Below are 26,429 nucleotides of genomic sequence, written 5' to 3' on the forward strand. Positions count from 1 at the left end.
GTAGGAGCGCGATGCGCCGGCGTGCCGTCAGCCGAACAACGGCTTCAGCGGGTTGCCGATCAGCCCGCTGACCATCGCCGCCTGGATGCGCGTTGCCGGCCACAGCGTCGACAAGGGCCCGACGATCCGGTCGCGGACGAACGGGAGCGCGTGGCTGTCGGATTGGTAGACGGGGGTGAACAGCGCGGTGAGGGCTTGGTACAGATGCACGTGCCGCCGCCGCATCGCGATCGCCTGGCCCAGCGCCGCGGCCACGTCCGGCGACTGGCGCAACGCCAGCGCGAGCGCATAGGCATCGAGCAGCGCCATGTTCGCGCCCTGTCCCAATTGCGGGCTGGCCGAATGCCAGGCGTCGCCAATGTGGATCATGCCCGCCTCCGCCGGCGTCGGCAGCGTCCGGTGGGCGTAGCGGGCGAAGGTGAGCTGGTCGGGGGAGCGGATCTGGTCGAGCAGAGCGCGCGTCGCCGGCCATAAGGCAGAGACCTCCGCCTTCCAGGCATCGAGCCCCGCCGCCTGCCATTCGGCGAGCCGATCGGCGCGCAGCGACCAGAAGAGCGCCGCCTGCTGGCGCGGATCGCCCGGAAACCGCCCGATCGGCAGCACGCCGACCATCACGCTCGCCCGCCGATAGCGCTGTTCGAGCGCGGTGGGATCGAAGCCGGCATCGGCGGGCCAGTCGAGCGTTCCCCACAGCGCGCCATAGGCGAGCGTGCGGCCGCAGGGCGGCGCCAGCGGCGTCCGCGTGCCGAGCGCATCGACGATGAGGTCGAATGGGCCGATCCGGCGGCCGCCCTCCAGCAGCAGGACGCGACGGTCGCCGGCGGCGAGGTCGCTGCCCGACACCGCGCAGCCGGTTTCGATCGCGATGCCCTCGGCCGCGACGGCCTGGTGCAACAGTGCGAACAAAGTCGCGCGATGCACGCCGACGCCGAACTCGGCCCGCTTGCCGAGCGCGGCATAGCGGACGGAGAGGACGACGCGGCCGCTGCGTCCCGCCTCGCCATGCAGGCGATCGATGCGGGCACCATGGTCGAGCAGCGCGTCGGCCAGCCCCAGTTCGCGCAGGACCGCGAAACCGGTCGGCTGGATCATGAGCCCCGATCCCACGGGGCGGGGCGCATCGAACCGCTCGAACAAGGTGACATGATGGCCGTCGCGATGCAGCAGCAGCGCGGTGGCGAGGCCCGCCGGGCCGCAGCCGGCAATCGCGATGTGAAGACGCCGCATCGCGCTAGCCTAGCCGGACGGCGGCGTCGCGCCATCCCTTTCGATCGTAATGACGTGCCGGCCGCGGTTCACACCGCCAGATCGTTTGCCTCGACATGCGCGGCGATATCCCCGGCGGTGGTCCACCAGATGCGCGGATCGTTCGCGGCCCGGAGCTCGGTCAGCACGCGGGCGAGGGCGGGCGTGCGATGCGCCTGCCCCATGATGTACGGGTGGAGCGCGATGCCGAGCACCACGGGGCGGCGGTCGCATTCCGACAGCAATTGATCGACGGCGGCGCGGATCATGTTGGCGAACGTCTCCGCCTCTTGCCGGCGCGCGATGATCGCGGGGATGTCGTTGATCTCCTGCGAATAGGGGACCGACAGCAGCCCGCCGTGGGCGGTCGACAGCCGGGTCGGCTGGTCGTCGTGCGCCCAGTCGAGCACGTAGCGATAGCCCTGTTGAGCGAGCAGGTCCGGCGTCTGGTCGCTTTCCGAAATCCAGGGCCCGAGCCACCCCGTCGGGCGGACGCCCAGCGCGGCGAGCCGATCGGTAACGTCGCCGATCATCTTCGCTTCGTGCCGGCCGGACAGGTCGCCCTGCGCGGCGGCGTTGGTCGCGCCATGCGCCGCAATCTCGTCGCCGCGGTCGCGGCACGCCTCCGCCAGGCCGGGGCAGGCATCGAGCACGTCCGCGTTGACCAGCGCCGTGGTGCGCAGGTCGAGGCGGTCGAACAGATCGAACAGCCGCCACGCGCCGACGCGGTTGCCGTAATCGCGCCAGGCGTAGTTCATGACGTCGGGATCGGTCTGCGCCGGGGCCAGCTCGGCACCCAGGCCGCTGCCGAACTGGAACACCTCGTAATTGACGCCCAGATAGATGGCGAGGCGGCCACCATTGGGCCAGTCGTAGACGGGGCGATCGGTGATCGGGCGATAGGCGTAGCGGTGGTGGTGCGAGCTCATTCGCCGGTAACGCGTCGCGGGCGGCTTGGGCCCAAATCGCCGGTCGTCGCATGGGCTGGAACGTCCGCGCGCGTGGCTCGCTGTAGCGGCAGGTCATCACAGGAGGTCAGACGTGGGCACGGATAGCGGACGGACGACGGACACCGGCGGCGGTCGATGGGGTCGCGGTGCGGCGCTGGCGTCGGTCGCCGCCGTGCTGGGAATCAGCGCGCTGGTGGGGCGCCGCAATGCGCCCGACGCGACGCATCCGGGCGTGCGTCGCTGGTATCGCAAGCTCGACAAGCCGGGCTTCACGCCGCCCGATGCCGCCTTCGGCGCGGTGTGGCCGGTGCTGGAGACGGGGCTGGCGGTGGGCGGCTATCGCCTGCTGCGCAGCCCGTCGGGGGCGAGCCGCAATGCGGCGGTTGGCCTGTGGCTGGTCAATAGCGCGCTGATCGGTGGGTGGACACAGCTGTTCTTTCGCGAGCGCCAATTGGGCGCAAGCGCGGCGGTGTCGGGCGCGATGGTGGCGACGGGCGCGGCCTATGTCGCCACCGCCGCGCGCGTCGACCGGCCGGCGGCGGCGCTGGCCGTCCCCTTCGTGGGCTGGCTGGGCTTTGCGACGTTGCTGGCCGGGCGGATTTGGCGCGACAATCCGGCGGAGGGGCGATGCACCGCGTAACCGTATGGCATGATGGCCAGTGTCCGCTGTGCCGGCGTGAGATCGCCATGATGCGCCGGCTCGACCGGCGCGGCCGGATCGACTTCGTCGACGTCGCCGGCCCGGGAACCTGCCCGATCGACCGCAGCGCGATGCTGGCGCGCTTCCATGCGCGCGAAGGCGACGGGCCGTTACTGTCGGGTGCGGCCGCCTTCGCGGCGATGTGGCGGGCGATCCCGCTGCTGCGCCCGCTGGGCATCGCGGCGCGCAACCCCATCGTTCTGGCGATGCTGGAGCGCGCGTATCGCGGCTTCCTGCGGGTGCGGCCGCGCTTGCAACGCTGGCTGCGGCGGCGCGAGGCACGCGCATGAGGCCGTGGCGCGATCCCGTTGGTCCGGGCCAGCAGAGCGTCTGGGATTTTCCGCGGCCCGCGGTGGCGGAGGCGAGCGACCGGCACGTCCGCATCGAGCATCGCGGGGTCGTGGTGGCGGATACCCGCGCGCCCGTCCGCACGCTGGAGACCAGCCATCCGCCGAGCTGGTACATTCCGCCGGCCGATATCACGCCCGGCGTGCTGATCCCGTCCGACCGGCGATCCTTCTGCGAATGGAAGGGGCATGCGGTGTACTGGCATGTGCAGGTCGGCGACGTCCGGCTGACCGATGTCGCCTGGAGCTATCCCGATCCGACACGCGGCTTCGCGATCCTGCGCGACCATGTCGCGTTCTATGCCGGGCCGTTCGACCGCTGCCTGGTCGATGGCGAGCAGGTGATCCCGCAGCCGGGCGGCTTCTATGGCGGGTGGATCACGGCGGATCTGGCGGGGCCGTTCAAGGGTGTGCCGGGCAGCATGGGCTGGTAGGCCGGGCGCCGCTTGCGGAACGGCGGTTCGCGTTGCAGTTTCGGTCGCCGTGCCTGGAGTGACCGAATGACCGAGGATTTCATCGCCGCCTTGCCCAAGGCCGAACCGCACCTGCACATCGAGGGCAGTCTGGAGCCCGAGCTGATGTTCGCGCTGGCCGAGCGCAACGGTGTCGCGATCCCCTATGCATCGGTGGAGGCGGTGCGCGCGGCCTATGCCTTTTCCAATCTGCAGGATTTCCTCGACATCTATTATGCCGGGGCGGACGTGCTGCGCACGCGGGCCGACTTCCACGATCTGGCCGCTGCCTATTTCGACCGTGCCGCGGCGGATGGCGTGGTGCATGCCGAGATCATGTTCGATCCGCAGACGCACACCGCGCGCGGCATTCCCTTTGCCGAGGTGATCGAGGGGTTGCTCTCCGCAATGGCGGAGGCGGAAGCGCGGCATGGCATGACCAGCGCGCTGATCATGAGCTTCCTGCGCCATCTGAGCGAGGAGGAGGCGTTTGCGACGCTGGAGGAGGCGACGCCGTGGCTCGACCGGATCACCGCGGTGGGCCTCGATTCGTCGGAGGTCGGCCACCCGCCCGAGAAGTTCGCGCGCGTCTTCGCCGCCGCCCGCGCGAAGGGGCTGAAGCTGGTCGCACATGCCGGCGAGGAGGGGCCGCCGGAGTACGTCCGCCAGGCGCTCGACCTGCTGGATGTGGACCGGATCGATCATGGCAATCGGTCGCTGGAGGACGCCGCCTTGGTCGCGCGGCTGGCGGACGAGGGCATGACGTTGACCGTGTGCCCGCTGTCGAACCTGAAATTGTGCGTGGTCGACCGGATCGAGGATCACCCGATCGATGCGATGCTGGCGCAGGGGCTGCGCGCGACGATCAATTCGGACGATCCCGCCTATTTCGGCGGTTATGTCGCGGACAATTACCGCGCGGTGGCGGCGGCGCGGGGGCTGGACCGCCAAGCGCTGGCGACGCTGGCGCGCAACAGCTTTACCGGATCGTTCCTGCCGCCGGACGCGGTGGTGGCGCATCTGGCGCGGCTGGACGCCTTCGTCGCGGCAGCGTGAGAGGGGCCAGCGTAAAAACATACGGAAAACATACGCCCTGACCCGATAATCGCTCTCGAAACCCTACGGACGCACGGCCTAATTGCCTTGCCCGCAGGAGGATCCGGCGCCCGTTCGCGGCGCCCGGATCTTCCGTTCGTGGGAGGTTCGATTTCGTGCGTATCCGTTATTGTTTTGCCGTCGCCCTGCTGCCGGTCGCGGCGCCCGCTTATGCCCAGAACGCCGACACCGCGCCGCCGCCGGCCGTCACCGTCAGCGGCTCTGCCGCGATCCTGTCGGACTATCGCCTGCGCGGCATCTCGCAGACCGACGAGCATATGGCGGTGCAGGCCGGGCTGACCGTCGCGCATAAGAGCGGCGTCTATGTCGGTGCCTGGGCGTCGAACCTTGCCGGCTGGGGCACGTTCGGCGGCGCCAATATGGAGCTGGACCTGATCGGCGGGTACAAGACGAAGATCAGCCCGACCGGCACGCTCGACGTCGGCCTGACCTGGTACATGTATCCGGGCGGCGCCAACAAGACGGACTATGCCGAACCCTATGTGAAGCTGTCGGGCACCACCGGCCCGGTGTCGCTGACCGCGGGCGCGGCCTATGCCCCCAAGCAGCAGGCGATCGGCAAATGGTACGATAACGGCGCCAGCGCGGCGGCGGGCGTCTACGACCATCCCGGCGCGAAGAGCGACAATCTGTACGTCTGGGGCGACGGCGCGGCGGCGATCATGGGCACGCCGTTCACCGCCAAGGCGCATATCGGCCACAGCTGGGGCATGGACGGCCTCGGCCCCAACGCCACCGCGCCGACGCCGACCGGCGATTATTGGGACTGGTCGCTGGGCGTCGACACCAGCTGGCACAACCTGACGCTGGGCGTTGCCTGGATCGATACCAACATTTCGGACCGTGACGCCGCCTATCTGCGGCCGAGCTTCAGCAAGGGACAGGACGGCACCGGCAACATCGCCGGCAGCACCGCGCTCGTCTCGCTCACCGCCGCCTTCTGAACGGGGAGACCTTTCCATGCAGGATATCATCTGGCTGTCGATCATCGGCGGGCTGTCGGCGCTGACGCTGGCCTATGCCCGCCTGTGCGACAAAGCGTGAGGGCGCGTCCATGACCATCGACCTGTGGCTCGCCGCCGCCTGCGCGCTCGGCCTGCTCGCCTATCTGGTGGCGGTATTGCTCCGCCCCGAACGCTTCTGAAGGGAGCGCCGTCATGACCATCCAGGGTTGGGGCCTGATCCTCGCCTTCGTCGCGGTGCTGCTCGCCCTCGTCAAGCCGGTCGGCCTGTGGCTGTTCGCGCTGTACGAGGGGCGGCGCACGCCGCTCCACGCCGTGCTCGGCCCCGTCGAGCGCGGCTTCTATCGTCTGTCGGGCATCGACCCGGCGGAAGAGCAGGGCTGGCGCCGCTACGCCGTCCATATGCTGCTGTTCAACATCGCGCTGATGCTGTTCACTTATGCCATCTTGCGCTTGCAGGCGGTGCTGCCGCTCAACCCGCTGCATTATGCGGGTGTGGGTGCGGACGGTGCGTTCAACACCGCGATCAGCTTCACCACCAACACCAACTGGCAATGGTATGCGGGCGAATCGACGCTGTCGAACCTCAGCCAGATGCTGGCGCTGACCATCCACAATTTCACGTCGGCAGCGACGGGCATCGCGCTCGCCTTTGCGCTGTTCCGCGGTTTCGCGCGGCGGCAGGCGAGTGGCATCGGCAACTTCTGGGCCGACATGACCCGGATCACCCTGTACCTGCTGCTGCCAGCGTGCATCGTCTACACGATCTTCCTGATCGCGAGCGGCGTGCCGCAGACGCTGGCCGGTTCGGTCGACGTGACGACGCTGGAAGGGCTGCGCCAGACGCTGGCGCTGGGCCCGGTCGCCAGCCAGGAAGCGATCAAGATGCTCGGCACCAACGGTGGCGGCTTCTTCAACGCCAATAGCGCGCATCCGTTCGAAAACCCCGGCGCGCTGGTCAATTTCGTGCAGATGGCGTCGATCTTCGTGATCGGCATGGGCCTGACCTGGACGTTCGGCAAGGCCGTGGGCGACACGCGCCAGGGCTGGGCGATCCTGGCGGCGATGATGCTGCTGTTCCTCGCGGGCGTCGGCGTCACCTATTGGCAGGAAGCGGCGGGCAATCCGGTGCTGCACCATCTGGGCGTTGCGGGCAGCAACATGGAGGGCAAGGAGGTGCGCTTCGGCATCGCCGCGTCCGCACTCTTCTCGGTCGTCACGACGGCGGCGTCGTGCGGCGCGGTCAATGCGATGCACGACAGCTTCACCGCGCTGGGCGGCATGATCCCGCTCATCAACATGCAGCTGGGCGAAGTGGTGGTCGGCGGCGTGGGTGCCGGTATCTATGGCTTCCTGCTGTTCGCGATCCTCGCCGTCTTCGTCGCCGGCCTGATGGTCGGGCGCACGCCCGAATATGTCGGCAAGAAGATCGAGGCGCGCGAGGTGAAGCTCGCCGTGCTGGCGATCGCGGTGCTGCCGCTGGTCATCCTGGGCGGCACTGCGCTGTCCGCGGTCGTGCAGGCGGGCCTTGCCGGGCCGCTCAACAAGGGGCCACATGGCTTCAGCGAGATCCTGTACGCCTTCACCAGCGCGGTCGGGAACAACGGATCGGCCTTTGCCGGCCTGACCGCGGGTACGCCCTGGTACAATGGCCTGCTGGGCGTCGCGATGTGGATCGGGCGGTTCTTCGTGATCGTGCCGATGCTGGCGATCGCCGGCAGCCTTGCCGCCAAGCGCCACACGCCGGCGGGCGCGGGATCCTTCCCGACCACCGGCGGCCTGTGGGTCGGCCTGCTGGTCGGCATCATCCTGGTGCTGGGCGGCCTTACCTTCCTGCCGAGCCTCGCCCTCGGTCCCATTGCCGATCATCTCGCGATGATCGGTGGCCAGCTTTCGTAAGGGGCGCCACTATTATGGCCCAGACACGCAACGCATCCTTGTTCACCGCAGAGCTGATCGTGCCGGCGATCCGCGATGCCTTCGTCAAACTCGATCCCCGGCAATTGATCCGTAACCCCGTCATGTTCACCACCGCGGTCGTCGCGGTGCTGCTGACCGTCCTGCTGGCGGTGGGGCAGGACGGCCTGTCGACCGGCTTCAAGCTGCAACTGGTCGTCTGGCTGTGGCTGACGGTGCTGTTCGGCACCTTCGCCGAGGCGCTGGCGGAAGGGCGCGGCAAGGCACAGGCGGCCAGCCTGCGCGATGCCAAGGCCGAACTGAAGGCCAAACGGCTGATCGGTGTCGGCGACGCCTGGGAGCTGGTGGCCGGCACGCGGCTCAGCGTCGGCGACGTCGTGCTGGTCGAGACGGGCGACCTGATCCCGTCCGACGGCGAGGTGATCCAGGGCGTCGCCTCGGTCAACGAAGCCGCGATCACCGGGGAAAGCGCGCCGGTGATCCGCGAGGCGGGCGGCGACCGGTCGGCGGTGACGGCGGGTACGCGCGTCATCTCCGATTCGATCAAGGTGCGCGTCACCGTCGAGCCGGGGCAGGGGTTCCTCGATCGCATGATCGCGCTGGTCGAGGGCGCCGAGCGGCAGAAGACGCCGAACGAGATCGCGCTGACCATCCTGCTGACCGGTCTGACGATCATCTTCCTGATCGCGGTCGCGACCATTCCGGGCTTCGCCAGCTATGCCGGCGGGTCGATCCCGGTCGCGATCCTGGCGGCGCTGCTGATCACGCTGATCCCGACGACGATCGCCGCTTTGCTCTCCGCGATCGGCATTGCGGGGATGGACCGGTTGGTCCGCTTCAACGTGCTCGCCAAGTCGGGTCGCGCGGTGGAGGCAGCAGGCGATATCGATGTGCTGCTGCTCGACAAGACCGGGACGATCACCATCGGCGACCGGCAGGCGAGCGAGTTCCGCAGCGTCGGCGGCGCGAGCGCGGAAGACCTCGCCGAAGCCGCACTGCTCGCCAGCCTGGCGGACGAGACGCCCGAAGGCCGGTCGATCGTCGTGCTGGCGCGCGAGCGCTTCGGCCAGACGGCGACACTTCCCGAGCATGCCGAGGTGATCGCCTTTACCGCGCAGACCCGCGTGTCGGGCGTGCGGATCGGCGACACGCTGATCCAGAAGGGCGCGGTCGATTCGATCCTGCGCGCCAATCCGGGCAGCGGCGAAACCGCGGCGGCGACCGAATTGCGCCGCATCACCGACGAGATCGCTCGCGCCGGCGGCACGCCGCTGGCGGTGGCGAAGGACGGCCGCCTGCTGGGCGCGATCTTCCTGAAGGACGTGGTGAAGGCGGGCATCCGCGAACGCTTCGCCGAGCTGCGCCAGATGGGCATCCGCACGGTGATGATCACCGGCGACAATCCGCTGACCGCCGCGGCGATCGCGGCCGAGGCGGGGGTCGACGACTTCCTCGCCCAGGCGACGCCCGAGGACAAGCTGGACCTGATCCGCAAGGAACAGACCGGCGGGCGGCTGGTCGCGATGTGCGGTGACGGCACCAACGACGCGCCCGCGCTGGCGCAGGCGGACGTCGGCGTGGCGATGAACACCGGCACGCAGGCCGCGCGCGAGGCCGGCAACATGGTCGACCTGGACAGCGACCCCACCAAGCTGATCGAGGTCGTCGGCCTGGGCAAGCAGCTGCTGATGACGCGCGGGGCACTGACGACCTTCTCGGTCGCCAATGACGTCGCCAAATATTTCGCGATCATCCCGGCGATGTTCGTCGCGCTCTATCCGGGGTTGGGCGTGCTCAACGTGATGGGGCTGACGACGCCGCAGAGCGCGATCCTGTCGGCGATCATCTTCAACGCGCTGATCATCCCGGCACTGGTGCCGCTGGCGCTGAAGGGCGTGACCTATCGCCCGATGGGGGCGGGGCCGCTGCTGGCGCGCAACCTGGCGATCTATGGCCTGGGCGGCCTGCTCGCACCGTTCATCGGAATCAAGCTGATCGACATCGTCGTCGGTGGCCTCGGACTGGCCTGAGGAGTAGAGATAATGGGTAAGGATTTCTCTTCGGCCTTGCGGCCGGCGATCGTGATGACGCTGTTGTTCGCTGCATTGCTCGGCATCGTCTATCCGCTGGCGATGACCGGCGTCGGCCAGATCGTCTTCCCCCATCAGGCGAACGGCAGCCTGATCGAACAAGGCGGGCGCGTGATCGGGTCGGACGTCGTCGGGCAGGCGTTCACGTCGGACCGTTATTTCCAGACGCGCCCCTCCGCGGCGGGCAAGGGCTATGACGGCATGGCGTCGAGCGGATCGAACCTCGGCCCGGCGAGCAAGGCACTGGCCGATCGCGTGACCGCCGACGTGGCGAAGCGCCGGGCGGAGGGCGTGACAAGGGCGATCCCCGCCGATCTCGTCACTACCAGCGGATCGGGCCTCGACCCCGATCTGTCGCCCGACGCTGCAATGGCGCAGGCCCCCCGCATCGCGCGCGTCCGCGGCCTGCCGGTGGCACGCATCGAGGCGCTGGTCGCCGCGGCAACCGAGGCCCCCGTGCTGGGCGAACCCCATGTAAATGTGCTTGCACTCAACCGCGCGCTCGACGCATCCCGCAGGTGATGAGCGACGGCCGGCCCGACCCCCAGGCATTGCTGCGTCAGGCGGCGCAGGAGGGTCGCGGCCGCCTGAAGATCTTCCTCGGGGCGGCACCGGGCGTCGGCAAGACGTTCGAAATGCTGTCCGAGGGGAAGGCGCGGGCGCGCGAAGGCGTCGATGTCGTCGTCGGCGTGGTCGAGACGCACGGCCGCGCCGAGACGGACGCGCTGACCCGCGGGTTCGAGATTCTGCCGCGCCTCGCCATCCCCTATGAAGGGCGGACGCTGCACGAGATGGACCTCGATGCGCTGATCGCCCGCGCGCCGCGCCTCGCGCTGGTCGACGAGCTGGCGCATAGCAATGCGCCGGGCAGCCGCCATCCCAAGCGCCATCAGGACGTCGAGGAACTGCTCGCTGCGGGGATCGACGTCTATTCGACGATCAACATCCAGCATGTCGAAAGCCTCAACGATATCGTCGCAGGGTTCACCCATGTCCGGGTGCGCGAGACGGTGCCCGACAGCGTGCTGGAGGCGGCCGAGATCGAAGTCGTCGACATCCCGCCCGACGAGCTGATCGAGCGGCTGAAGGCGGGTAAGGTCTATCTGCCGCAGGAGGCGACGCGCGCGCTCCAGCACTTTTTCTCCAAATCCAACCTGTCGGCGCTGCGCGAACTGGCGCTGACCCGCGCTGCGCAGGCGGTCGACGCGCAGATGCTGGAGCATGTCCGCGCGCTGGGCGTCGGCGGCACCTGGGCGGGGGGCGGAGCGGATCGTCGTCGCGATCAACGAACTGGCGGGCGGCGAAGGGCTGGTGCGGGCGGGCAAGCGCGTCGCGGACGGCCTGCGCGGGCCGTGGACGGCGCTGTTCATCGAAACGCCGCGTGTCGCCGCGTTCAGCGACGCGCAGCACGCCCGCGTCGCGGCGGCGATGACGCTCGCGACGCAGCTGGGTGCGACGGTCGTGACCGTCCCCGCGGCGGGGGGTGGTCGAGGGGATCAAGGCCTATCTGGCCGATGCGCGCGCGACGCAGCTGATCGTCGGCAAGTCGCGGCGGTCGCGCTGGTTCGAGCTGCGGCATGGTTCGGTGGTCGACCGGTTGGTGCGCGAGACGCCGGGCGTGACCGTCCACGTGCTGCCGGTTGCGGACCGTACTGGAAAGCCCGAACGCCAGCCGCGCCGGCGCGGTGTGTGGGGCACGCGGCTGGGCTATGTCGCGACCAGCGCGATGATCGCGGGCGTCACCGGTGCCGGCACCGCGCTGTTCCGCGTGCTGCAACTCGGCAATGTCGGCATGCTGTACCTGCTGCCGGTGATGGCGGCGGCGAGCCTGTTCGGTCTGCGTACCGGCCTATTCGCGGGGCTGGCATCGAGCCTGGCCTATAATTTCTTCTTCCTGCCCCCGACCGGCACGTTCACGATCAGCAACCCCGAAAACGTCATTTCGGTATTCGTGCTGTTGGGCGTCGCCTTCGTCACCAGCCATCTCGCCGCGCGGGTACGGGCGCAGGCGGACCTCGCCAGCCAGAGCGCGCGGACCAATGCGGCGCTGACCGGCTTCCTGCGCCAGCTGACCGAACTGGCCGACGATGCGGCGGTGAAGCGCGCCACCTGTCGCGAAATCGCGCATATCCTCGACGTGCATAGCGTGCTGCTCGGTGCGGGCGCCGGCGGATTGGACGTACAGGCCGCCGATGCGGAGGGGTATCAGCTCGGCACGCTCGACCTCGCCGCGGCGCAATGGGCGTTCGACAATGCGACGACGACGGGGCGCGGATCGGGGACGCTCACCGCATCGGACTGGGTGTTCCACCCGCTGTCGCATGCCGGGCGGACGCTGGCGGTGCTGGGGCTGGCGCGCGACGGCGGCGGCGATCCGGTGCGCGCCGACCAATTGCCGCTGCTGACCAGCCTGATCGACCAGGCGGCGATGGTGCTGGAACGGCTGCGGCTGGAAGGCGAGATGCGCGACGTCGAGACGATCCGCACCCGCGATCGCCTGCGCGGCGCCTTGCTGTCGTCGGTCAGCCACGACCTGCGCACGCCGCTGACCGCGGTGAAGGCGGCCGCCGCTGAGCTGCGCCACGGCGTGACGCCGGATCTGGTCACGACGATCGAGGTCGAGACGCGGCGGCTGGACCGGTTCGTCGCCAATTTGCTCGACATGGCGCGGATCGAGGCGGGGGCGCTGACGCTGGCGATCGAGCCGACCGACCTTGCCGATGCGGTGACGGGCGCGGCGCATGACGCGCGTGCGGCGCTCGCCGGCCATGCGATCCGGCTGGACGTGCCGCCCGACCTGCCACTCGTCCGCTGCGACGCGCAGCTGCTGCATCATTGCCTGCTCAACCTGCTCGACAATGCCGGCCGCTATGCCGATCCGGGCACCGCGATCCGCATCGTCGGCGCGCATCGTGGCGCAACGTTGCGGTTGTCGGTGGTCGACGAGGGGCCGGGCCTGCCGCCGGGGGCGGAAAGCGCGATCTTCGATACGTTCCGCCGTTTCGACGGATCGGACCGGTCGGCCGGGGGCACGGGTTTGGGTCTTGCGATCGTCAAGGCGTTTGCGGAGGCGATGGGCGTCGGCGTGGAGGCGGCCAATCGTGACGATGGCGCGGGCGCCCGGTTTACGCTGGTCTTCCCGTCCGCGACGATCGTGCGCGACGCAATGGTCGAGGGGCAGGTCTGATGGCGCGGGTGCTGGTGGTGGATGATGAGCCGGCGATCCGGCGGTTGCTCCGCCAGACGCTGGAGCGCGCCGGCCACGACGTGATCGACGCCGCCGATGCGCGCACGGCGCTGGCCGCGGTGGCGCAGGACGCGCCGGATGCGGTGCTGCTCGATCTGGGGTTGCCGGGGCGGGACGGGTTGGAGCTGGTGCCGGTCATTGCGCGGACGCCGGGGATCGCGCTGCTGGTCGTCTCTGCGCGCGATGCGACCGAGGACAAGGTTGCCGCGCTCGACCTCGGCGCGGACGATTACGTGACCAAGCCGTTCGACAGCGAGGAATTGCTCGCCCGGCTGCGCGTGGCATTGCGGCGCAGCGAGGCGAAGGGCGGCGGCGTGGTGCGCGCGGGCGAGGTGACGATCGATCCCGCCGCGCACCGCGTCGAACGCGCGGGCGCGGAGGTGCATCTGACGCGCAAAGAATATGAGGTGCTGACGCTGCTCGCCGACCACGCCGGGCGCGTCGTGACGCATAAGTTGATTTTGCAGCGCGTGTGGGGCGGTCACGATCCGAAGGTCGAATATCTCCGCATCGTGATCCGCAACCTGCGCCAGAAGCTGGAGGCGCCGCATGCCGTCGGCAGCCTGATCGCGAACGAACAGGGGATTGGCTACCGGCTGATAGGGTAGGGTTTTTTTGCTGGCACGGTGTCGCCCTCACCCTTCCGCGCCTTCGGCGCTCCCTCCCTCTCCCACAGGGAGAGGGAAGAGCCGGCAAAAACCGGCGAAGGGTGAGGGTAATGTCAGCCGGTCCGGGATGTCACGCGGCCTCGTGCGCTTCCGCCAACGCACGGTCGATATCCGCTGCGCTGTGGCGTTCGGCGAGGAAGGTGCCGGGCGCGCCGGTCAGGCGGTTGACGATACGGCCGCGGCGGACGCCTTCGCGTGCGGCGATCGTATCGGTCCAGCGGCGGACGTTCGGATAGTCCTCGACGGACAGGAACTTTTGCGCACTGTAGATGCCGTCCATCAGCCCGCCATACCAAGGCCAGGCCGCGATATCGGCGATCGTATAGTCGTCGCCCGCGAGGAATGCGTTGTCGGATAGCCGCGTGTCGAGCACGTGCAGCTGGCGCTTCGCCTCCATCGCATAGCGGTCGATCGCATATTCGATGCGGAAGGGGGCGTAGGCGTAGAAATGGCCGAAGCCGCCGCCGACGAAGGGCGCGGAGCCCATCTGCCACATCAGCCAATTGAGCGTTTCGACCCGCGCGGGACCGGAGGCGGGCAGGAACGCGCCGAAGCTTTCGGCGAGGTGGATCAGGATCGATCCGCTTTCGAACAGGTGCAGCGGCGGATCGCTGCGGCGGTCGAGCAGCGCCGGGATTTTCGAATTGGGATTGATCGCGACGAAGCCGCTGCCGAACTGGTCGCCCTTGCCGATCTCGATCGGCCAGGCGTCATATTCCGCGCCTGCATGGCCGGCGGCAAGCAGCTCTTCGAGCATGATCGTCACCTTCTGCCCGTTGGGCGTGCCCAGCGAATAGAGTTGCAGGCCATGATCGCCGGTCGGGAGGTCACGTTGCTGCGTCGCGCCGGAGATGGGGCGGTTGATGCTGGCGAAGTGGCCGCCATTGCCCGGGTTCCACGTCCATACCTCGGGCGGGACATAGCCGGCGGGCTGGTTGTTGGCACTGGTGTCGTCGGCCATCGATCGGGCTCCTCTTGGGTCGAGCGCTGAACGCGCAAAAGGGGGTTTGGCGCCGTCAGGGGATCGTGAGGCGGAAACGGGTCGGCGCATCGGAGGCTAACGTCAACGTGCCGCCATGCGCCAGCGCGATCTGCCGCGCGAGGCTGAGGCCCACACCGGTGCCGTCCGCCTTGGTGGTATGAAAGGGGCGGAAGATGCGGGCGACGGCGTCCGCGGGAACGCCGGCGCCATTGTCCTCTATCTCGATGGCCAGCGCGTCGCTTACCGTGATGCGCAGCGCCACCTGCGCCCCGGCGGCGTGCGCCGTGGTGGCCGCTTCGGCGGCGTTCTGTAGCAGCGCCCAGACCGCCTGTACGATCTGGTCGCGATCGAGCGTCCAGGCGTCGGCATCCGCCGCCACCGACAATGCGACGGCGGGCCATCGCGTGGCGAACAGGCGCGCGAGATCGTCCGCCAGCTCACCCACCGGCACCGCACGCCGCGTGGGTTCCGGCAGGCGGGCGATGGCGCGATAGGCTTCGGTGAAGCGCTGCAACCCCTCCGCGCGGCGCGCGAGCGTGTCGAGGATCTCGCGCAGCAGCGCCACGTCGACCTCGGGCCGCGCGACCGCGACGGCGCCGCTTTCGGCGAGCGAGGCGATGGGGGCGAGGCCGTTGAGCAATTCGTGCCCCAGGACCTGGATCATCTCCGCACTGGCGCGGGCTTCGGCGGCGCGCTCCTCCTGTTCGATGTCGATCAGCGCGGCGACGTCCTGCCCATTGGCGACGCGCACGCGGTCGATCCGCCAGCCGCGGCCTTCGTGGCGCAGATGGGTGGCGGTGGCATCGGTCAGTGCCGGCGGCACGGGAAGGATACGGTCGTCGGTCGCGAACAGACGGCGCGCGGCGCGGTTGAGCGCGCGCGCGGCAGTCGCGTCGATCGCCAGCAGCGGCGTCGGCGCGGCGTCGAGCAACAGGCGCAGGACCAGCCCGTCGGCGTCGTCGGTCCGTGCCGGGTCCGGTCGCACCACGTCGCGCGGGCGCGCCACCAGCCACCAGTTAAGCGCGGCGAGCCACAGCGCAACCAGCGCTGCGCCAGCGCCCACGCCCCAGGTGCTCTGCTGCCAGGCGAGCGCCGCGACGATGCCCGCCACGACCAGTCCGAGGCTGAGGGCGATCGGCGAGGGCCCGCGCCTAGAGACCATAACGCGCCATCCGCCGATACAGTGCGCCGCGGCTGAGGCCGAGCGCCGTCGCCGCCTGCGTGACATTGTGGCGATGTTCGCGCAGCGCTGCCTCGATCATCGCGCGCTCCGCATCGCTGAGCGCGAAGTTCGCCTCTGGCGCGGTGGGGACCGCACTGTCCGCGATCGGGGCGGCGGGTGCGATGAGCGCGGCATCGAGGATGCCATCGTCCGACAGCAGCACCGCGCGCTCGATCGCCAGCGCGAGGCCGCGGACCTCGTCCGGCCAGACGGCGCTGCGGATCGCCGTGACCGCGGCGTCGGTGAAGCGGACCGGCGGCCGCACGAACCGCTCGGCGGCGAGGCGCGCGAAATGGCGGGCGAGCAGCACGGCATCGTCGTCGCGCGCGCTGAGCGGCGGCATCGCCACCTCCACCGTCGCCAGCCGGCGTTGCAGCGCGGGCGACAGCGCGGTGACGCTGGACGCGATCGCGATGCAGCGGATGCCGGCGGGCAGCCGATGAGCGAGCCGATCCTGTGCGAACGCGTCCAGCCCGTCCGGGTGGCGCAGGATCACGGTGCCTTCGGCCGTCTCGAGCAGGGCCCAGGCGGCGGGATCGCGCAGGTCGATCGTGATCGGCGCCTGCGTGGCCCATGGCGAGGCGGCGTGGATCGCGAGCGCGGCGAGCGTCCGGCCGCTTCCGGCGGGGCCGGTGATGGTGACGCCCGCCGGTGTCGGCGCGATGCGGCGGATCAGCGCGCGCACGCGCTCCATCGCCGCACTGTCGCCGAGCAGACGGGCGGGTTCGGCTCCGGCGAACTGCGGCGATGCCGGCACCGCGGCCGCCCCGCGCAGGATCGCCCCCTCGACGCGGGCGAGCAGGTCGGCGTTGCGCCACGGCTTCATCGCGAAATCGCGCGCGCCGGCCTGCATCGCCGCGACCGCGATGCGGATGCCGCTGTGCGCGGTGAGCACGATGACGCAGGCGGCGGGATCGTCGGCCATGATCCGCGCGAGGCAGGCGAGGCCCTGTTCGCCGCTCGATTCCCCCGGCGTGAAATTGAGATCGAGCAGGATCGCGTCGTAGCGCTGTGTCGCCAGCCGCGACATCGCCTCTTCCGGCCCCTTGGCCCCATCCAGCCGATGGCCGGCCATGCGAAAGGCGATGTCCATCGCGCCGAACACCGCCGGATTATCGTCGATCAGCAGAATTGTCCGTCCGGTTGACACGCCCTCCGACCGTCCATTTCCGGACAGTGCGTCCGCCTGCGAACGGTCACCGTCCGGTGTTTGAGGAAAAAGTCCAGTATTCATAACGGTTTGGGCTTTTCGGCTGTTCGCGGCGACACTGGCGCCATGATGACCGAACCGTCCGAACACGCAACTGCTTCCCCCGGTACGTCGCCGGGCGCCGCCATGGACCGCCGCGTCGATCGGCCCGCACGCCCCTGGTGGCGCCGCCGCGGCGCGATTGCCGTCTGCCTCGCGCTGATCGCGGCGATCGCGCTGTGGCGGATCATGCCGGCGAGCGGATCGACCGACGTCGCCGCCACGGACATCGACACGGGCACCGTCGAACGCGCGCCCTTCGCCGATTATCTGCCCGTCCGGGCGACCGTGGCACCGCGCGTCACCACGTTGGTCGGCGTGCTGTCGGGCGGGCAGGTCGAGAAACTGTTGGTCCAGGACGGCGCGATGGTGGCGGAGGGGCAGCCGCTCGCGACCCTCGCCAACCCGACGCTGAAGCTCGACGTGCTGACCCGCGAGGCGCAGATCGCCAGCCAGCTGGGCGGGCTCGCCGGCGAAAATCTCGGCATCGCGCGCAATCGCCTCGATCGGGCCGGACAGATCGCACAGGCGAATTACGACCTCATCAAGGCGCGCCGCGACCTCGGTATCCGCCAGCAGCTGCACGACAAGGGCTTCGTGTCCGATGCCGGCGTGAAGAGCTATGCCGAAGAGGCGGCCTATCAGGAAAAGCGGCTGGCGCAGCTGCAATCGGGTGGCGCCGCGGAGGCGCGGATCACCACGACGCAGGGCGCACGGCTCGACGACACGCGTACGCGGCTGGAGCGCAACCTTGCCGCGGTCCGCTCTGGGCTCGACGCGCTGACGATCCGCGCACCGGCGGGCGGGCGCCTGACCAACTTCACGCTCCAGCCCGGACAGACGCTGAAGCCCGGCGACCCCGCGGGGCAGGTCGACAGCGAAGGGTTGTGGAAGCTGGAGGCGGATGTCGACGAATATTATCTCGGCCGCGTCGCGGTCGGCCAGCGCGCCACGGCGAACGGCATGGCGCTGACCGTGTCGAAGGTGCTGCCGGCGGTGAAGGACGGTCGCTTCCGCGTCGAATTGACGTTCGACCGCGCGCCGACGGCCAGCCTGAACCGCGGCCAGACGATCGACACGCGCATCACGCTGGGCAGCACCGCACCCGCACTGGTCGCACCGGTCGGCGGCTGGCTGGAATCGGGTGGTGGTTCGTCCGCCTTCGTCCTCGACGCCGATGGCCGCCATGCCCGCCGTCGCACCATAAAGACCGGCCGCCGCAACCCCGAACAGGTCGAAATCCTGTCCGGCCTGCAATCCGGCGAACGCATCGTCACCACCAACACGTCGTCCGTGAAGGGCGACATCCTCAACATCCGTTGAAAGGGCCCTTCGTGATCCGTCTCGAAAACATCCAGCGCCGCTACGTTTCCGACGAAGTGGAAACCACCGCGCTTGCCGACATCGACCTGCACGTTGCGGCGGGGGAGTTCCTCGCCATCATGGGGCCGTCGGGCTGTGGCAAATCGACATTGCTCAACACCTTGGGCACGGTTGATCGGCCGACGGGCGGCCGCTATCTGTTCGGCGATCGCGACCTTGCCGCGCTGGACGAGGCGGAGCTGGCGAAGTTTCGCGGTTCGACCCTCGGCTTCGTGTTCCAGAGCTTCAACCTGATCGACGAGCTGACGATCGAGGAGAATATCGCACTCGGCCTCGCCTATCGGAAGGATGCAGGGGACCGGAAGGCGCGCGTGGCCGCGGCGATGGACAAGGTCGGCATCGCCCACCGTGCGCGCCACTTCCCGCACCAATTGTCGGGCGGCCAGCAGCAGCGCGCCGCCATCGCCCGTGCGATCGTCGGCGATCCCAAGCTGATCCTGGCGGACGAACCGACCGGTAACCTCGATACCGCCAACGGCGAGCAGGTGATGGGGATCCTGTCTGCGCTGAATGCCGAGGGCGCGACGATCGTGATGGTGACGCACTCGCCCAGCCACGCCGACATGGCGAAGCGCCGTATCGACATGCTCGACGGTCGCATCGTCGCCAGCGCCATGCGCGCGATCTGAGGGGAGGGGACGCATGAACCGCTTTGCGCTTTTGTCGCTGTACCGCTCGCTGACCCGGCACAAGCTGTATGCCGCACTCAACATCGGGGGCCTTGCCGTGGGCATCGCCGTGTTCCTGGTGCTGGGCCTCTACGTCCGGTTCGAGACGAGCTTCGAGAAGTGGCTGCCGAACCATGACAAGATCTATCTGGTCGAAACCGTCTGGAACATGAAGGGCAGCGAATATAACGGCCCGACGCCCGAGACGATGGGTGGGCTGCTCGACGAGTTGAAGGGCGATTTCCCAGAAGTCGTTGGCACCCGCTTCGACGGCGGCAAGAATGGCGGCAGCGTGCTGCGCAACGGCGTCGCGACGCCTGAGGACGTGGCGCAGGTCGATCCCTCCTTCTTCGACGTCTTCGACATTCCGATGGTCGAGGGGGACGGGCGGCAGGGTATCGCCTCGCCGACCGGCTTGCTCATCAGCGAAAGCCTGGCACGCAAATATTTCGGGACCACCGACCCCGTCGGTCAGATGATGACGATCGCCACCGGTCGCGGCACGCCAAAGCAATATCAGGTCAAGGGCATCTTCCACGACCTTCCCGCGGCGACCGAACGGCAATTCACGATGCTGGTCCAATTGCCGAAGACGGGGCGTCCCGAGCAATGGACGCACTGGGGCAGCACGTCGCTGTCGACCTATCTCCGCTTCGATACGTCGGCGGCGGCGCAGGCGTTCGAACAAAAGATGCCTGCGTTCGTCGAGCGGCATGGCGTGCGGGACATGGGGCCGAAGCCGTCGGAGTCGATCGGGCTTGCGATGTACCCGCTCGCCAAGGTTCATCTGACCAACGATATCGGCGATGGGCAGCGCCAGACGGTGGTGACGCTGGGTATCGTCGGCGTGCTGACGTTGCTGATCGCGCTGGTCAATTACGTCAATCTCGCCACGGCACGCGCGGGGCTGCGCGCGCGGGAAGTCGCGATGCGCAAGGTGCTGGGGGGCAGTCGCAGCGCGCTCGTGCGCCAATTCCTGGGCGAAGCCGTGCTGACCGTCGCGGTGGCGGCGCTGGGTGGATTGATCCTGGCCGAGCTGGGGCTGCCGCTGGTCAATGCGGCGGGCGGCCTGTCGTTGACGATTCCCTATCAAATCGTGGTGCCGGCGCTGGTCGTGCTGGCGATCGTCACCGGGATCGCGGCGGGCTTCTACCCTGCAGTGATGCTGGCGCGCTTTCCGGCGGCGGCGGTGCTGGCGTCGTCACGCGCGCCGGGCGGCGGCCGGGCGGGGACGCGGACGCGCGAGGCGCTGGTCGTCTTTCAGTTCGGCCTCGCCATCGCGTTCATGATCGGCACCGCGGTGCTGGTCGCGCAGACGCGCTATGTGCGCACCGCCGATATCGGGTTCCGGCGCGACGGCCTGCTGGTGATCCCGTCGCTGTCGAGTGCGCAGATCAGTCCGGGCCAGGCCAATGCCATCGTCGCCGCGATCCGCGCGCTGCCGACTGTCAAGGCGGTTGGCCTCTCCAACTTCGCCGTGGGCGGCAGCGGCAGCATGAGCAGCGACAACGTTCCGATCCCCGGGCGGCCGGGAGACGGCCCGATGCTGAACTGGGTCGATGTCGGCCCCGATTTCTTCCGAGCGCATGGCGTCGGCGCGGTGGCGGGGCGGCTGTTCGACAACGCGCACCGCATGGACGACAACAGTCAGCGACCGGCCGGAGCGGCCAAGAACATCATCATCACGATGAAGGCCGTCGGTACGCTGGGTTTCCGTTCGGCGGATGAGGCCATCGGGAAGACGGTCGGCGGCGACCGTCCGCGTACGATCATCGGGGTCGTCCCCGATATGCGCTTCCGATCGCCCCGCACGCCGACCGTGGCGACCTATTATTACTACACGACCAAGGCGCCGTCGTTCGTGACCGTCGCGAGCGTGCGGGTCACAGGCGATCCGCGTGTCGCGCTGGCGCAGGTGAAGGCGATCTGGCAGCGGATGGCGCCGCAGGTGCCCTTCGGCGGCAAGAGCGCGGATGACCGGCTCGATGACTTCTACAAGGCCGATGAGCAGGCGACGCGGCTGTTTGCTATCGGCGCAGGGCTGGCGGTGGTGATCGGGTGCGTCGGCCTGTGGGGGCTTGCCTCGTTCAACACCGCGCGGCGGATCAAGGAGATCGGCATCCGCAAGACGCTGGGTGCGTCGTCGGGCGATATCGTGAAGCTGCTGGTCGGGCAGTTCCTGCGGCCGGTGCTGATCGCCAACCTCGTCGCCTGGCCGATCGCGTTCTTCGCGATGCGGACGTGGCTGGCAGGGTTCGTGGATCGGATCAGCCTGTCGCCGCTGTTCTTCCTCGGCGCGACCTTGCTCGCCGTCGTGATCGCCGTGCTGACCGTGCTGGGGCAGGCGTTGAAGGCGAGCCGCGCGGCGCCGGCCTGGGCGCTGCGCCATGACTAAGCGCCTCGCCGCCATCGCGCTGCTGCTGCTGAGCGCAGCGCCCGCCTCTGCCGAGACGCTGCGCGAGGCGATCGCGGCGGCCTATGCCACCAACCCGCAGCTCGCCGCAGCGCGGGCGCGGCAGGAGGCGCTGGCGGAAACGCCTGCACAGGCGCGGGCGCTCGGGCGGCCGACGCTGTCCGCCAGTGGCGGTGCGGGGTACGACCGGCTGGGGTATGGCAGTGCCGGCAATGCGTCGGTCGCGGCCGACCTGCCGATCTGGACCGGCGGGCGGGTGCGCGCGGCGGTCCGGGCGGCGCGCGAGGATGTCGCCGCGGGCGCGGAGGGGCTGCGCGATACCGAGGCAGCGATCCTGCAGGGCGTCGTGCTCGCTTATGCCGATCTGCTCTACAATCAGCAGGCGGTCGAGGTGGCGCGTGTCGGCATCGAACGGCTCGACCGGCAGGTGGAGGAGGCGCGCTCGCGCTTCAACCTGGGGCAGGGGACGCGCACCGACGTCGCGCAGCTGGAGGCGCAGCGCGCGACGGTCGTCGCCAATCTCGCCGATGCGGAAGGGGCGCTGGCCACCGCCGCCGCAGCCTATCGCGCCGCGGTGGGGCAGGATGCCGGTGCCTTGGTCGCCGACGTGCCGCCGCCCGCCGCGCTGCCCGCCGATCGTGGCCAGGCACGCGCGGCGGCGGAGGCGTCGAACCCCCTGCTGCTCCAGCAGCGCCGCGTCGTCGCAGGATCCGCCGCACGGATCGAGGCGGCCCGTGCGGAGGGCGCGCCATCGCTGGACCTGACGGGCGGTTACGGCCGCGGCCTGATCGTCGGCGATGGCCGGACGCGGGGGTATGACGCCGCCGCCTCCGCCGGTCTCAGCCTGCGCATACCGTTGTTGACCGGCGGCCTCGTACCCTCGCGCATCCGCCAGGCGCAGGCGACCAACCGCGCCGAACGCTTTCAGGCCGAGGCGACGCAGCGCGAAACCGTCCGCAGCGTCGATGCCGCCTGGGCGACGCTGAGCGCGGCGCAGGCACGGCTGCGCGCAAACGTCGATGGTCTTGCCGCCGCCGACCTCGCGCTGAAGGGCGTGCGTGCCGAATATGCTGTCGGCCTGCGCACGACGATCGACATTCTCGTTGCCGACCAGAGCTATCGCAGCGCGCAACTGGCGGTCGCGTCGGCGCGGGCGGATGTGCTGGTGGCACAGGCGGCGCTGCTGCGCGCGACGGGGCGGCTGGATGGCAGTGCTTATGGCTGATTGCGGCGCATGCAATCGATTGTTGTATTGATCGGCGCAAACCGCTATCGCTGACCCGATGACGCTGCGACGATGGCGTCCGTCAGGGAGAGGCGCCATGCGTATGCCGGAGATGAAGCCGCGATTGTCGGTGCCCCGCATCCTCGAGATGAACCTGGGGTTCCTGGGGCTGCAGTTCAGTTTCGGGCTGCAACAGGGCAATATGGCGCCGATCTACAGCTATCTCGGCGCGTCGGAGGCGTCGCTGCCGCTGCTGCAACTGGCGGGGCCGATGACCGGGCTGCTCGTCCAGCCGCTGATCGGTGCGCTGAGCGACCGGACGGATACGCGCTGGGGCCGGCGGACGCCCTACTTCCTGGTGGGTGCGCTGATGTGCGCGATCGGGCTGTTCTGCATGCCGCTGAGCAGTTCGATCCTGATGGCGGTATCGCTGCTGTGGATCCTGGATGCCGGCAATAACATCACGATGGAGCCGTATCGCGCCTATGTCTCCGATCGGCTCGATCCCAGCCAGCATCAGATCGGTTTCCTGACGCAATCCGCGTTCACCGGCCTTGCGCAGATGCTCGCCTTCCTGACGCCGTCGCTGCTGGTGTGGGCGGGGATGAACCAGGATTGGGTCGACGCGCACAACATCCCCTATACCGCGCGCATCGCCTTCATGGTCGGCGCGGTGCTGTCGCTGACGACGATCGTCTATTCGGTGCGGCGCGTGCCCGAACTGCCGCTGTCGCTCGCCGAGCGCGCGCGGATCGCGGCGGCGCCTAAAGGACTGGGGGCGGCGCTGCGCGAGATCGGCACGGCGATCGTCCAGATGCCGCTGGCGATGCGCAAGCTCGCGCTGATGAGCCTGTTCCAATGGTATGCGATGATGGCCTATTGGGCCTATGTCATCTACGCGATCGGCCGGTCGGTCTATGGCACCGCCGACGCGACCTCCAGCGGCTTCCATTCCGCGGTGCTGACCAATGGCGTGATGGCGGCCTGGTATAACGGCATCGCCTGCGTCGCCGCCTTTGCGATGGTGCCGCTCGCCCGCCGGATCGGTGCGGCACGGCTGCATGGCGTCTGCCTGGTGCTGGCGGGCGCGGGGATGATCGCGCTGCCGCATGTCACGACCGCGGCGATGCTGTTCGTGCCGGCGATCGGGATCGGCATCGGCTGGGCGAGCATGATGGGCAATCCCTACGTGATCCTCGCCGGTGCGATCCCGCCCGAACGGACGGGCGTGTACATGGGCATTTTCAACATGATGATCGTCATTCCGATGCTGATCTTCTCCGCGACGATGCCGCTGATCTACGGCCCGTGGCTGGGCGGCGATCCGCGCAACGTGCTGACCCTGTGCGGCGTGCTGATGGTCTGCGCGGCGGCGGCGGTCGTCTGGGTGCGCGAACGCCCCGCGGCGGAGGCAAGGGCATGAGCGTGTGGCGGCGCGAGGATGCCGTGCGGGCGGTGGCGGATACGGCGGCGCGGCTGCCGGCGATCCTGGCGAAGGATGTGAAGGCGATCGATCCCGCCCGCGACCTGTGGGACATGTGGCCGATCGCACGCCGCGACGGCACCACTGCGACGATCGACGGACGGCACTATTGGTTCTTCCTTGCCGTGCCGCATGCGCCCGATCCCGAGGCGCGACACGATGTCGCGCGCATCCGCCTGTATAGCGTCGGCGCGGACGACTGGCGCGATCACGGCGACGCCTTTCCCGAGGGCTTCACGCCGGGCACGCGCGAATGGTCGGGCAGCGCCTGGCTCGCCGATGACGACGTGACGCTGACGATGCACTTCACTGCGGCGGGTGTGCGCGGCGGCGGCCCGCGCTTCACGCAGCGCCTGTTCGAAACCACCGGCCGGCTGGTCGACGGCCGCGTCACCGACTGGAGCGCGCCGGTCGAGACGGTGCGCGCCGACGGCCGTTGGTACGCGCCGGCCGAACAGGACGCCGCGATCGACGACCGGATCAAGGGATTCCGCGATCCGGGTTATTTCCTCGACCCCGCGACGGGGCGCGAACACCTGCTGTTCACCGGCTCTGCGGCGGGCGCAAGCGACGTCCATGACGGCGTCGTCGGCCTCGCCACCCGCAACGGCCTTGGCTGGGCGATCGAGGCGCCGCTGGTGGACGCGACCGGCGTCAACAACGAGCTGGAACGGCCGCATATCGTCGTGCGCGACGGGCTGTATTATCTGTTCTGGTCGACGCAGGCGAAGCGCTTCGCCCCTGGCATCGGCGCGCCGACCGGGCTGTACGGCATGGTCGCCGATCGCCTGTCCGGCCCGTGGCGCCCGCTCAACGACAGCGGCCTCGTCGCCGCCAATCCGGCCGAGGAACCGACACAGGCCTATTGCTGGTGGGTGACGGGCGAGGGGGATGTCATCAGCTTCGTCGATTATTGGGGTCTCGACGGTGTGCCGCGCGGCAGCAACGCTGCCTTCCGCCGCGCGCATTTCGGCGGGACCGCGGCGCCGTTCTTTCGATTGGAACTGAAGGGCGATAGCGCGCGGATCGCCTGACCTCTCGTCAGGCGCTGTCGCGTGCGACCAGCACCGGCTCCATCACCAGCGACGGGCGATCCTCACCCGCGATGCGCGCGAACAGCGCATCGACCATCGCCTCCGCGCCGCGTGGCAAATCCTGCCGCACCGTCGTCAGCCCGATGCGCGCCTGCGCGGCGAAGGGCAGATCGTCGAAACCGGTGACGGCGATCCGCTGCGGCACGGCCATCCCGCGCCGATCGAGCACCGCGATCGTCTGCATCGCGATCACGTCCGAGGCGGCGGCGATGCCGTCGATCGCATCGCCCGCACGGTCGAGATTCGCGGCGATCTCCGCGGCCATGATGTCGGAGGCGAGGTGCGTGTCGAGCTGCAGCGGTGGCGGCAGGCCGGCGGCCTCCGCGGCGATGCACAGGCCGCGGTGGCGATCGATCAGCTCCAGCGTCCGCACCTCGCCCATGAAGGCGAGCCGGCGACAGCCGCGGGCGATCAGCCGCTCGCCGACCAGTCGGCCGCCCGCGACATTGTCGACCCCGATCGCGCAATGCGCCTGACCCGGCACGGTGCTGCCCCAGACGACGAGCGGGCGATAGCGGCGCGCGACCTCTTCGATCACCGCAAACTGGTCCGACTGCCCAATCAGCAGCACGCCGTCGAGCGTCCCCGACCGGACGATATCGTCCAGCCAGTCGTCGCTGTCGGGCACGACGCGCGACAGCAGCACGTCATAGCCGCGGGCGGTGATGCCGTCGGCGAGATGGCCGAGCAGCGTCATGAAGAACGGGTCGGACAGATGCTGTCGCCGCTCATGGCCCAGCGGCACCGCGATACCGATCACGCCGGTGCGCTGCGTGCGCAGCCGACGCGCCATCAGATTGGGGCGAAAGCCATGTTCGGCGGCGATCGCGGCGATGCGCTGGCGCGTCTGTTCGTTGACCAGCGGGCTGTTGGCGAGCGCGCGGGATACCGTGCCGGGATTGACGCCGGCCAGCCGGGCGATGTCCTTCAGGGTGCGGATCGGGCGCTCAGCCGTGGTCATGGTGACGGCATAGGTCGCACTGCGGCGGAAATGAAGATGCCACCGCATCTTGCGC

Annotated in this window: 22 protein-coding genes and 1 pseudogene; 17 read left to right on the top strand and 6 right to left on the bottom strand. The window is 69.3% G+C overall.

Going from position 1 to position 26,429, the window contains the following annotated elements:
* Positions 1–27 precede the first annotated feature (27 nt).
* Together A7E77_RS11505 and A7E77_RS11510 are read right to left on the bottom strand one after the other, a co-directional pair.
* A complete protein-coding gene (locus tag A7E77_RS11505; RefSeq protein ID WP_063688111.1) occupies positions 28–1,227 on the bottom strand; it encodes an FAD-dependent oxidoreductase in 1,200 nt (399 codons plus the stop codon).
* Positions 1,228–1,295: 68 nt separating this feature from the next.
* The gene (locus A7E77_RS11510; protein ID WP_063688113.1) at positions 1,296–2,174 is read right to left on the bottom strand and encodes a polysaccharide deacetylase family protein; all 879 of its coding nucleotides are present in this window, start codon (positions 2,172–2,174) and stop codon (positions 1,296–1,298) included.
* Positions 2,175–2,286: 112 nt separating this feature from the next.
* Here A7E77_RS11510 and A7E77_RS11515 point away from each other — a divergent pair, with 112 nt between their 5' ends.
* From A7E77_RS11515 to A7E77_RS11565, 11 genes and pseudogenes are all read left to right on the top strand, one after another.
* Positions 2,287–2,835: a TspO/MBR family protein gene (locus tag A7E77_RS11515; protein WP_063688115.1), complete on the top strand. Its 549-nt coding sequence runs from the start codon at positions 2,287–2,289 to the stop codon at positions 2,833–2,835.
* Positions 2,836–2,882: 47 nt separating this feature from the next.
* Positions 2,883–3,185, top strand: a complete 303-nt coding sequence (locus A7E77_RS11520; RefSeq protein ID WP_413243576.1) for a DCC1-like thiol-disulfide oxidoreductase family protein — start codon at positions 2,883–2,885, stop codon at positions 3,183–3,185.
* Positions 3,182–3,676 carry a DUF427 domain-containing protein gene (locus A7E77_RS11525; RefSeq protein WP_063688119.1) on the top strand — a complete coding sequence of 165 codons (495 nt, stop codon included), beginning with the start codon at positions 3,182–3,184 and terminating at the stop codon, positions 3,674–3,676. The genes A7E77_RS11520 and A7E77_RS11525 overlap by 4 nt, the downstream gene beginning before the upstream one ends.
* A gap of 66 nt (positions 3,677–3,742) precedes the next feature.
* A complete protein-coding gene (locus tag A7E77_RS11530) occupies positions 3,743–4,750 on the top strand; it encodes an adenosine deaminase (RefSeq protein ID WP_063688121.1) in 1,008 nt (335 codons plus the stop codon).
* Between the two features lie 155 nt (positions 4,751–4,905).
* Positions 4,906–5,754, top strand: coding sequence for a TorF family putative porin (locus A7E77_RS11535; RefSeq protein ID WP_063688123.1), 849 nt, complete (start codon positions 4,906–4,908; stop codon positions 5,752–5,754).
* A gap of 110 nt (positions 5,755–5,864) precedes the next feature.
* Positions 5,865–5,954 carry a K(+)-transporting ATPase subunit F gene (gene kdpF / locus A7E77_RS11540; RefSeq protein WP_017978036.1) on the top strand — a complete coding sequence of 30 codons (90 nt, stop codon included), beginning with the start codon at positions 5,865–5,867 and terminating at the stop codon, positions 5,952–5,954.
* 13 nt (positions 5,955–5,967) lie between these two features.
* Entirely contained in the window at positions 5,968–7,671 is a 1,704-nt protein-coding gene (gene kdpA, locus A7E77_RS11545) for a potassium-transporting ATPase subunit KdpA (RefSeq protein ID WP_063688125.1), read from the top strand.
* Positions 7,672–7,685: 14 nt separating this feature from the next.
* Entirely contained in the window at positions 7,686–9,719 is a 2,034-nt protein-coding gene (kdpB, locus tag A7E77_RS11550; protein ID WP_063688127.1) for a potassium-transporting ATPase subunit KdpB, read from the top strand.
* 12 nt (positions 9,720–9,731) lie between these two features.
* Positions 9,732–10,301, top strand: a complete 570-nt coding sequence (gene kdpC / locus A7E77_RS11555) for a potassium-transporting ATPase subunit KdpC (RefSeq protein WP_063688129.1) — start codon at positions 9,732–9,734, stop codon at positions 10,299–10,301.
* Positions 10,301–12,966 (top strand): annotated as a pseudogene (locus A7E77_RS11560) (DUF4118 domain-containing protein). Before kdpC ends, A7E77_RS11560 begins: the two are co-directional and overlap by 1 nt.
* On the top strand, positions 12,966–13,634 hold the full coding sequence (locus A7E77_RS11565; protein ID WP_063688131.1) for a response regulator transcription factor: 669 nt from the start codon (positions 12,966–12,968) through the stop codon (positions 13,632–13,634). Before A7E77_RS11560 ends, A7E77_RS11565 begins: the two are co-directional and overlap by 1 nt.
* Before the next feature lie 130 nt (positions 13,635–13,764).
* Here the strand turns inward: A7E77_RS11565 and yghU are convergent, their stop codons facing one another.
* From yghU to A7E77_RS11580, 3 genes are read right to left on the bottom strand one after another with little or no spacing between them, the layout of a single operon-like run.
* Positions 13,765–14,655: a glutathione-dependent disulfide-bond oxidoreductase gene (gene yghU / locus A7E77_RS11570; protein ID WP_063688133.1), complete on the bottom strand. Its 891-nt coding sequence runs from the start codon at positions 14,653–14,655 to the stop codon at positions 13,765–13,767.
* Positions 14,656–14,710: 55 nt separating this feature from the next.
* Positions 14,711–15,838: a sensor histidine kinase gene (locus tag A7E77_RS11575; RefSeq protein WP_063688136.1), complete on the bottom strand. Its 1,128-nt coding sequence runs from the start codon at positions 15,836–15,838 to the stop codon at positions 14,711–14,713.
* Positions 15,828–17,048 carry a sigma-54-dependent transcriptional regulator gene (locus A7E77_RS11580; protein ID WP_063688138.1) on the bottom strand — a complete coding sequence of 407 codons (1,221 nt, stop codon included), beginning with the start codon at positions 17,046–17,048 and terminating at the stop codon, positions 15,828–15,830. The genes A7E77_RS11575 and A7E77_RS11580 overlap by 11 nt, the downstream gene beginning before the upstream one ends.
* A 126-nt stretch (positions 17,049–17,174) precedes the next feature.
* Between A7E77_RS11580 and A7E77_RS11585 the strand changes: the two genes are divergently transcribed.
* The 6 genes from A7E77_RS11585 to A7E77_RS11610 all read left to right on the top strand — a co-directional run bounded on the left by A7E77_RS11585 (position 17,175) and on the right by A7E77_RS11610 (position 25,353).
* Positions 17,175–18,470, top strand: coding sequence for an efflux RND transporter periplasmic adaptor subunit (locus A7E77_RS11585; RefSeq protein ID WP_226341730.1), 1,296 nt, complete (start codon positions 17,175–17,177; stop codon positions 18,468–18,470).
* Between the two features lie 11 nt (positions 18,471–18,481).
* Entirely contained in the window at positions 18,482–19,159 is a 678-nt protein-coding gene (locus A7E77_RS11590; protein WP_024310477.1) for an ABC transporter ATP-binding protein, read from the top strand.
* A 13-nt stretch (positions 19,160–19,172) separates the two neighbouring features.
* The gene (locus tag A7E77_RS11595; protein WP_063688142.1) at positions 19,173–21,593 is read left to right on the top strand and encodes an FtsX-like permease family protein; all 2,421 of its coding nucleotides are present in this window, start codon (positions 19,173–19,175) and stop codon (positions 21,591–21,593) included.
* Positions 21,586–22,836: a TolC family outer membrane protein gene (locus A7E77_RS11600; RefSeq protein ID WP_063688144.1), complete on the top strand. Its 1,251-nt coding sequence runs from the start codon at positions 21,586–21,588 to the stop codon at positions 22,834–22,836. Before A7E77_RS11595 ends, A7E77_RS11600 begins: the two co-directional genes overlap by 8 nt.
* Before the next feature lie 97 nt (positions 22,837–22,933).
* A complete protein-coding gene (locus tag A7E77_RS11605; RefSeq protein WP_063688146.1) occupies positions 22,934–24,259 on the top strand; it encodes an MFS transporter in 1,326 nt (441 codons plus the stop codon).
* Positions 24,256–25,353, top strand: coding sequence for a glycoside hydrolase family 68 protein (locus A7E77_RS11610; protein WP_063689922.1), 1,098 nt, complete (start codon positions 24,256–24,258; stop codon positions 25,351–25,353). Before A7E77_RS11605 ends, A7E77_RS11610 begins: the two co-directional genes overlap by 4 nt.
* Positions 25,354–25,360: 7 nt before the next feature.
* Here the strand turns inward: A7E77_RS11610 and A7E77_RS11615 are convergent, their stop codons facing one another.
* Positions 25,361–26,374 (bottom strand): LacI family DNA-binding transcriptional regulator, encoded by a 1,014-nt coding sequence (locus tag A7E77_RS11615; protein ID WP_024310478.1) that lies wholly within the window; start codon positions 26,372–26,374, stop codon positions 25,361–25,363.
* Positions 26,375–26,429 lie beyond the last annotated feature (55 nt).

Source organism: Sphingomonas sp. NIC1 (assembly GCF_001638925.1).
GTDB classification, from domain to species: domain Bacteria; phylum Pseudomonadota; class Alphaproteobacteria; order Sphingomonadales; family Sphingomonadaceae; genus Sphingomonas; species Sphingomonas aquatilis.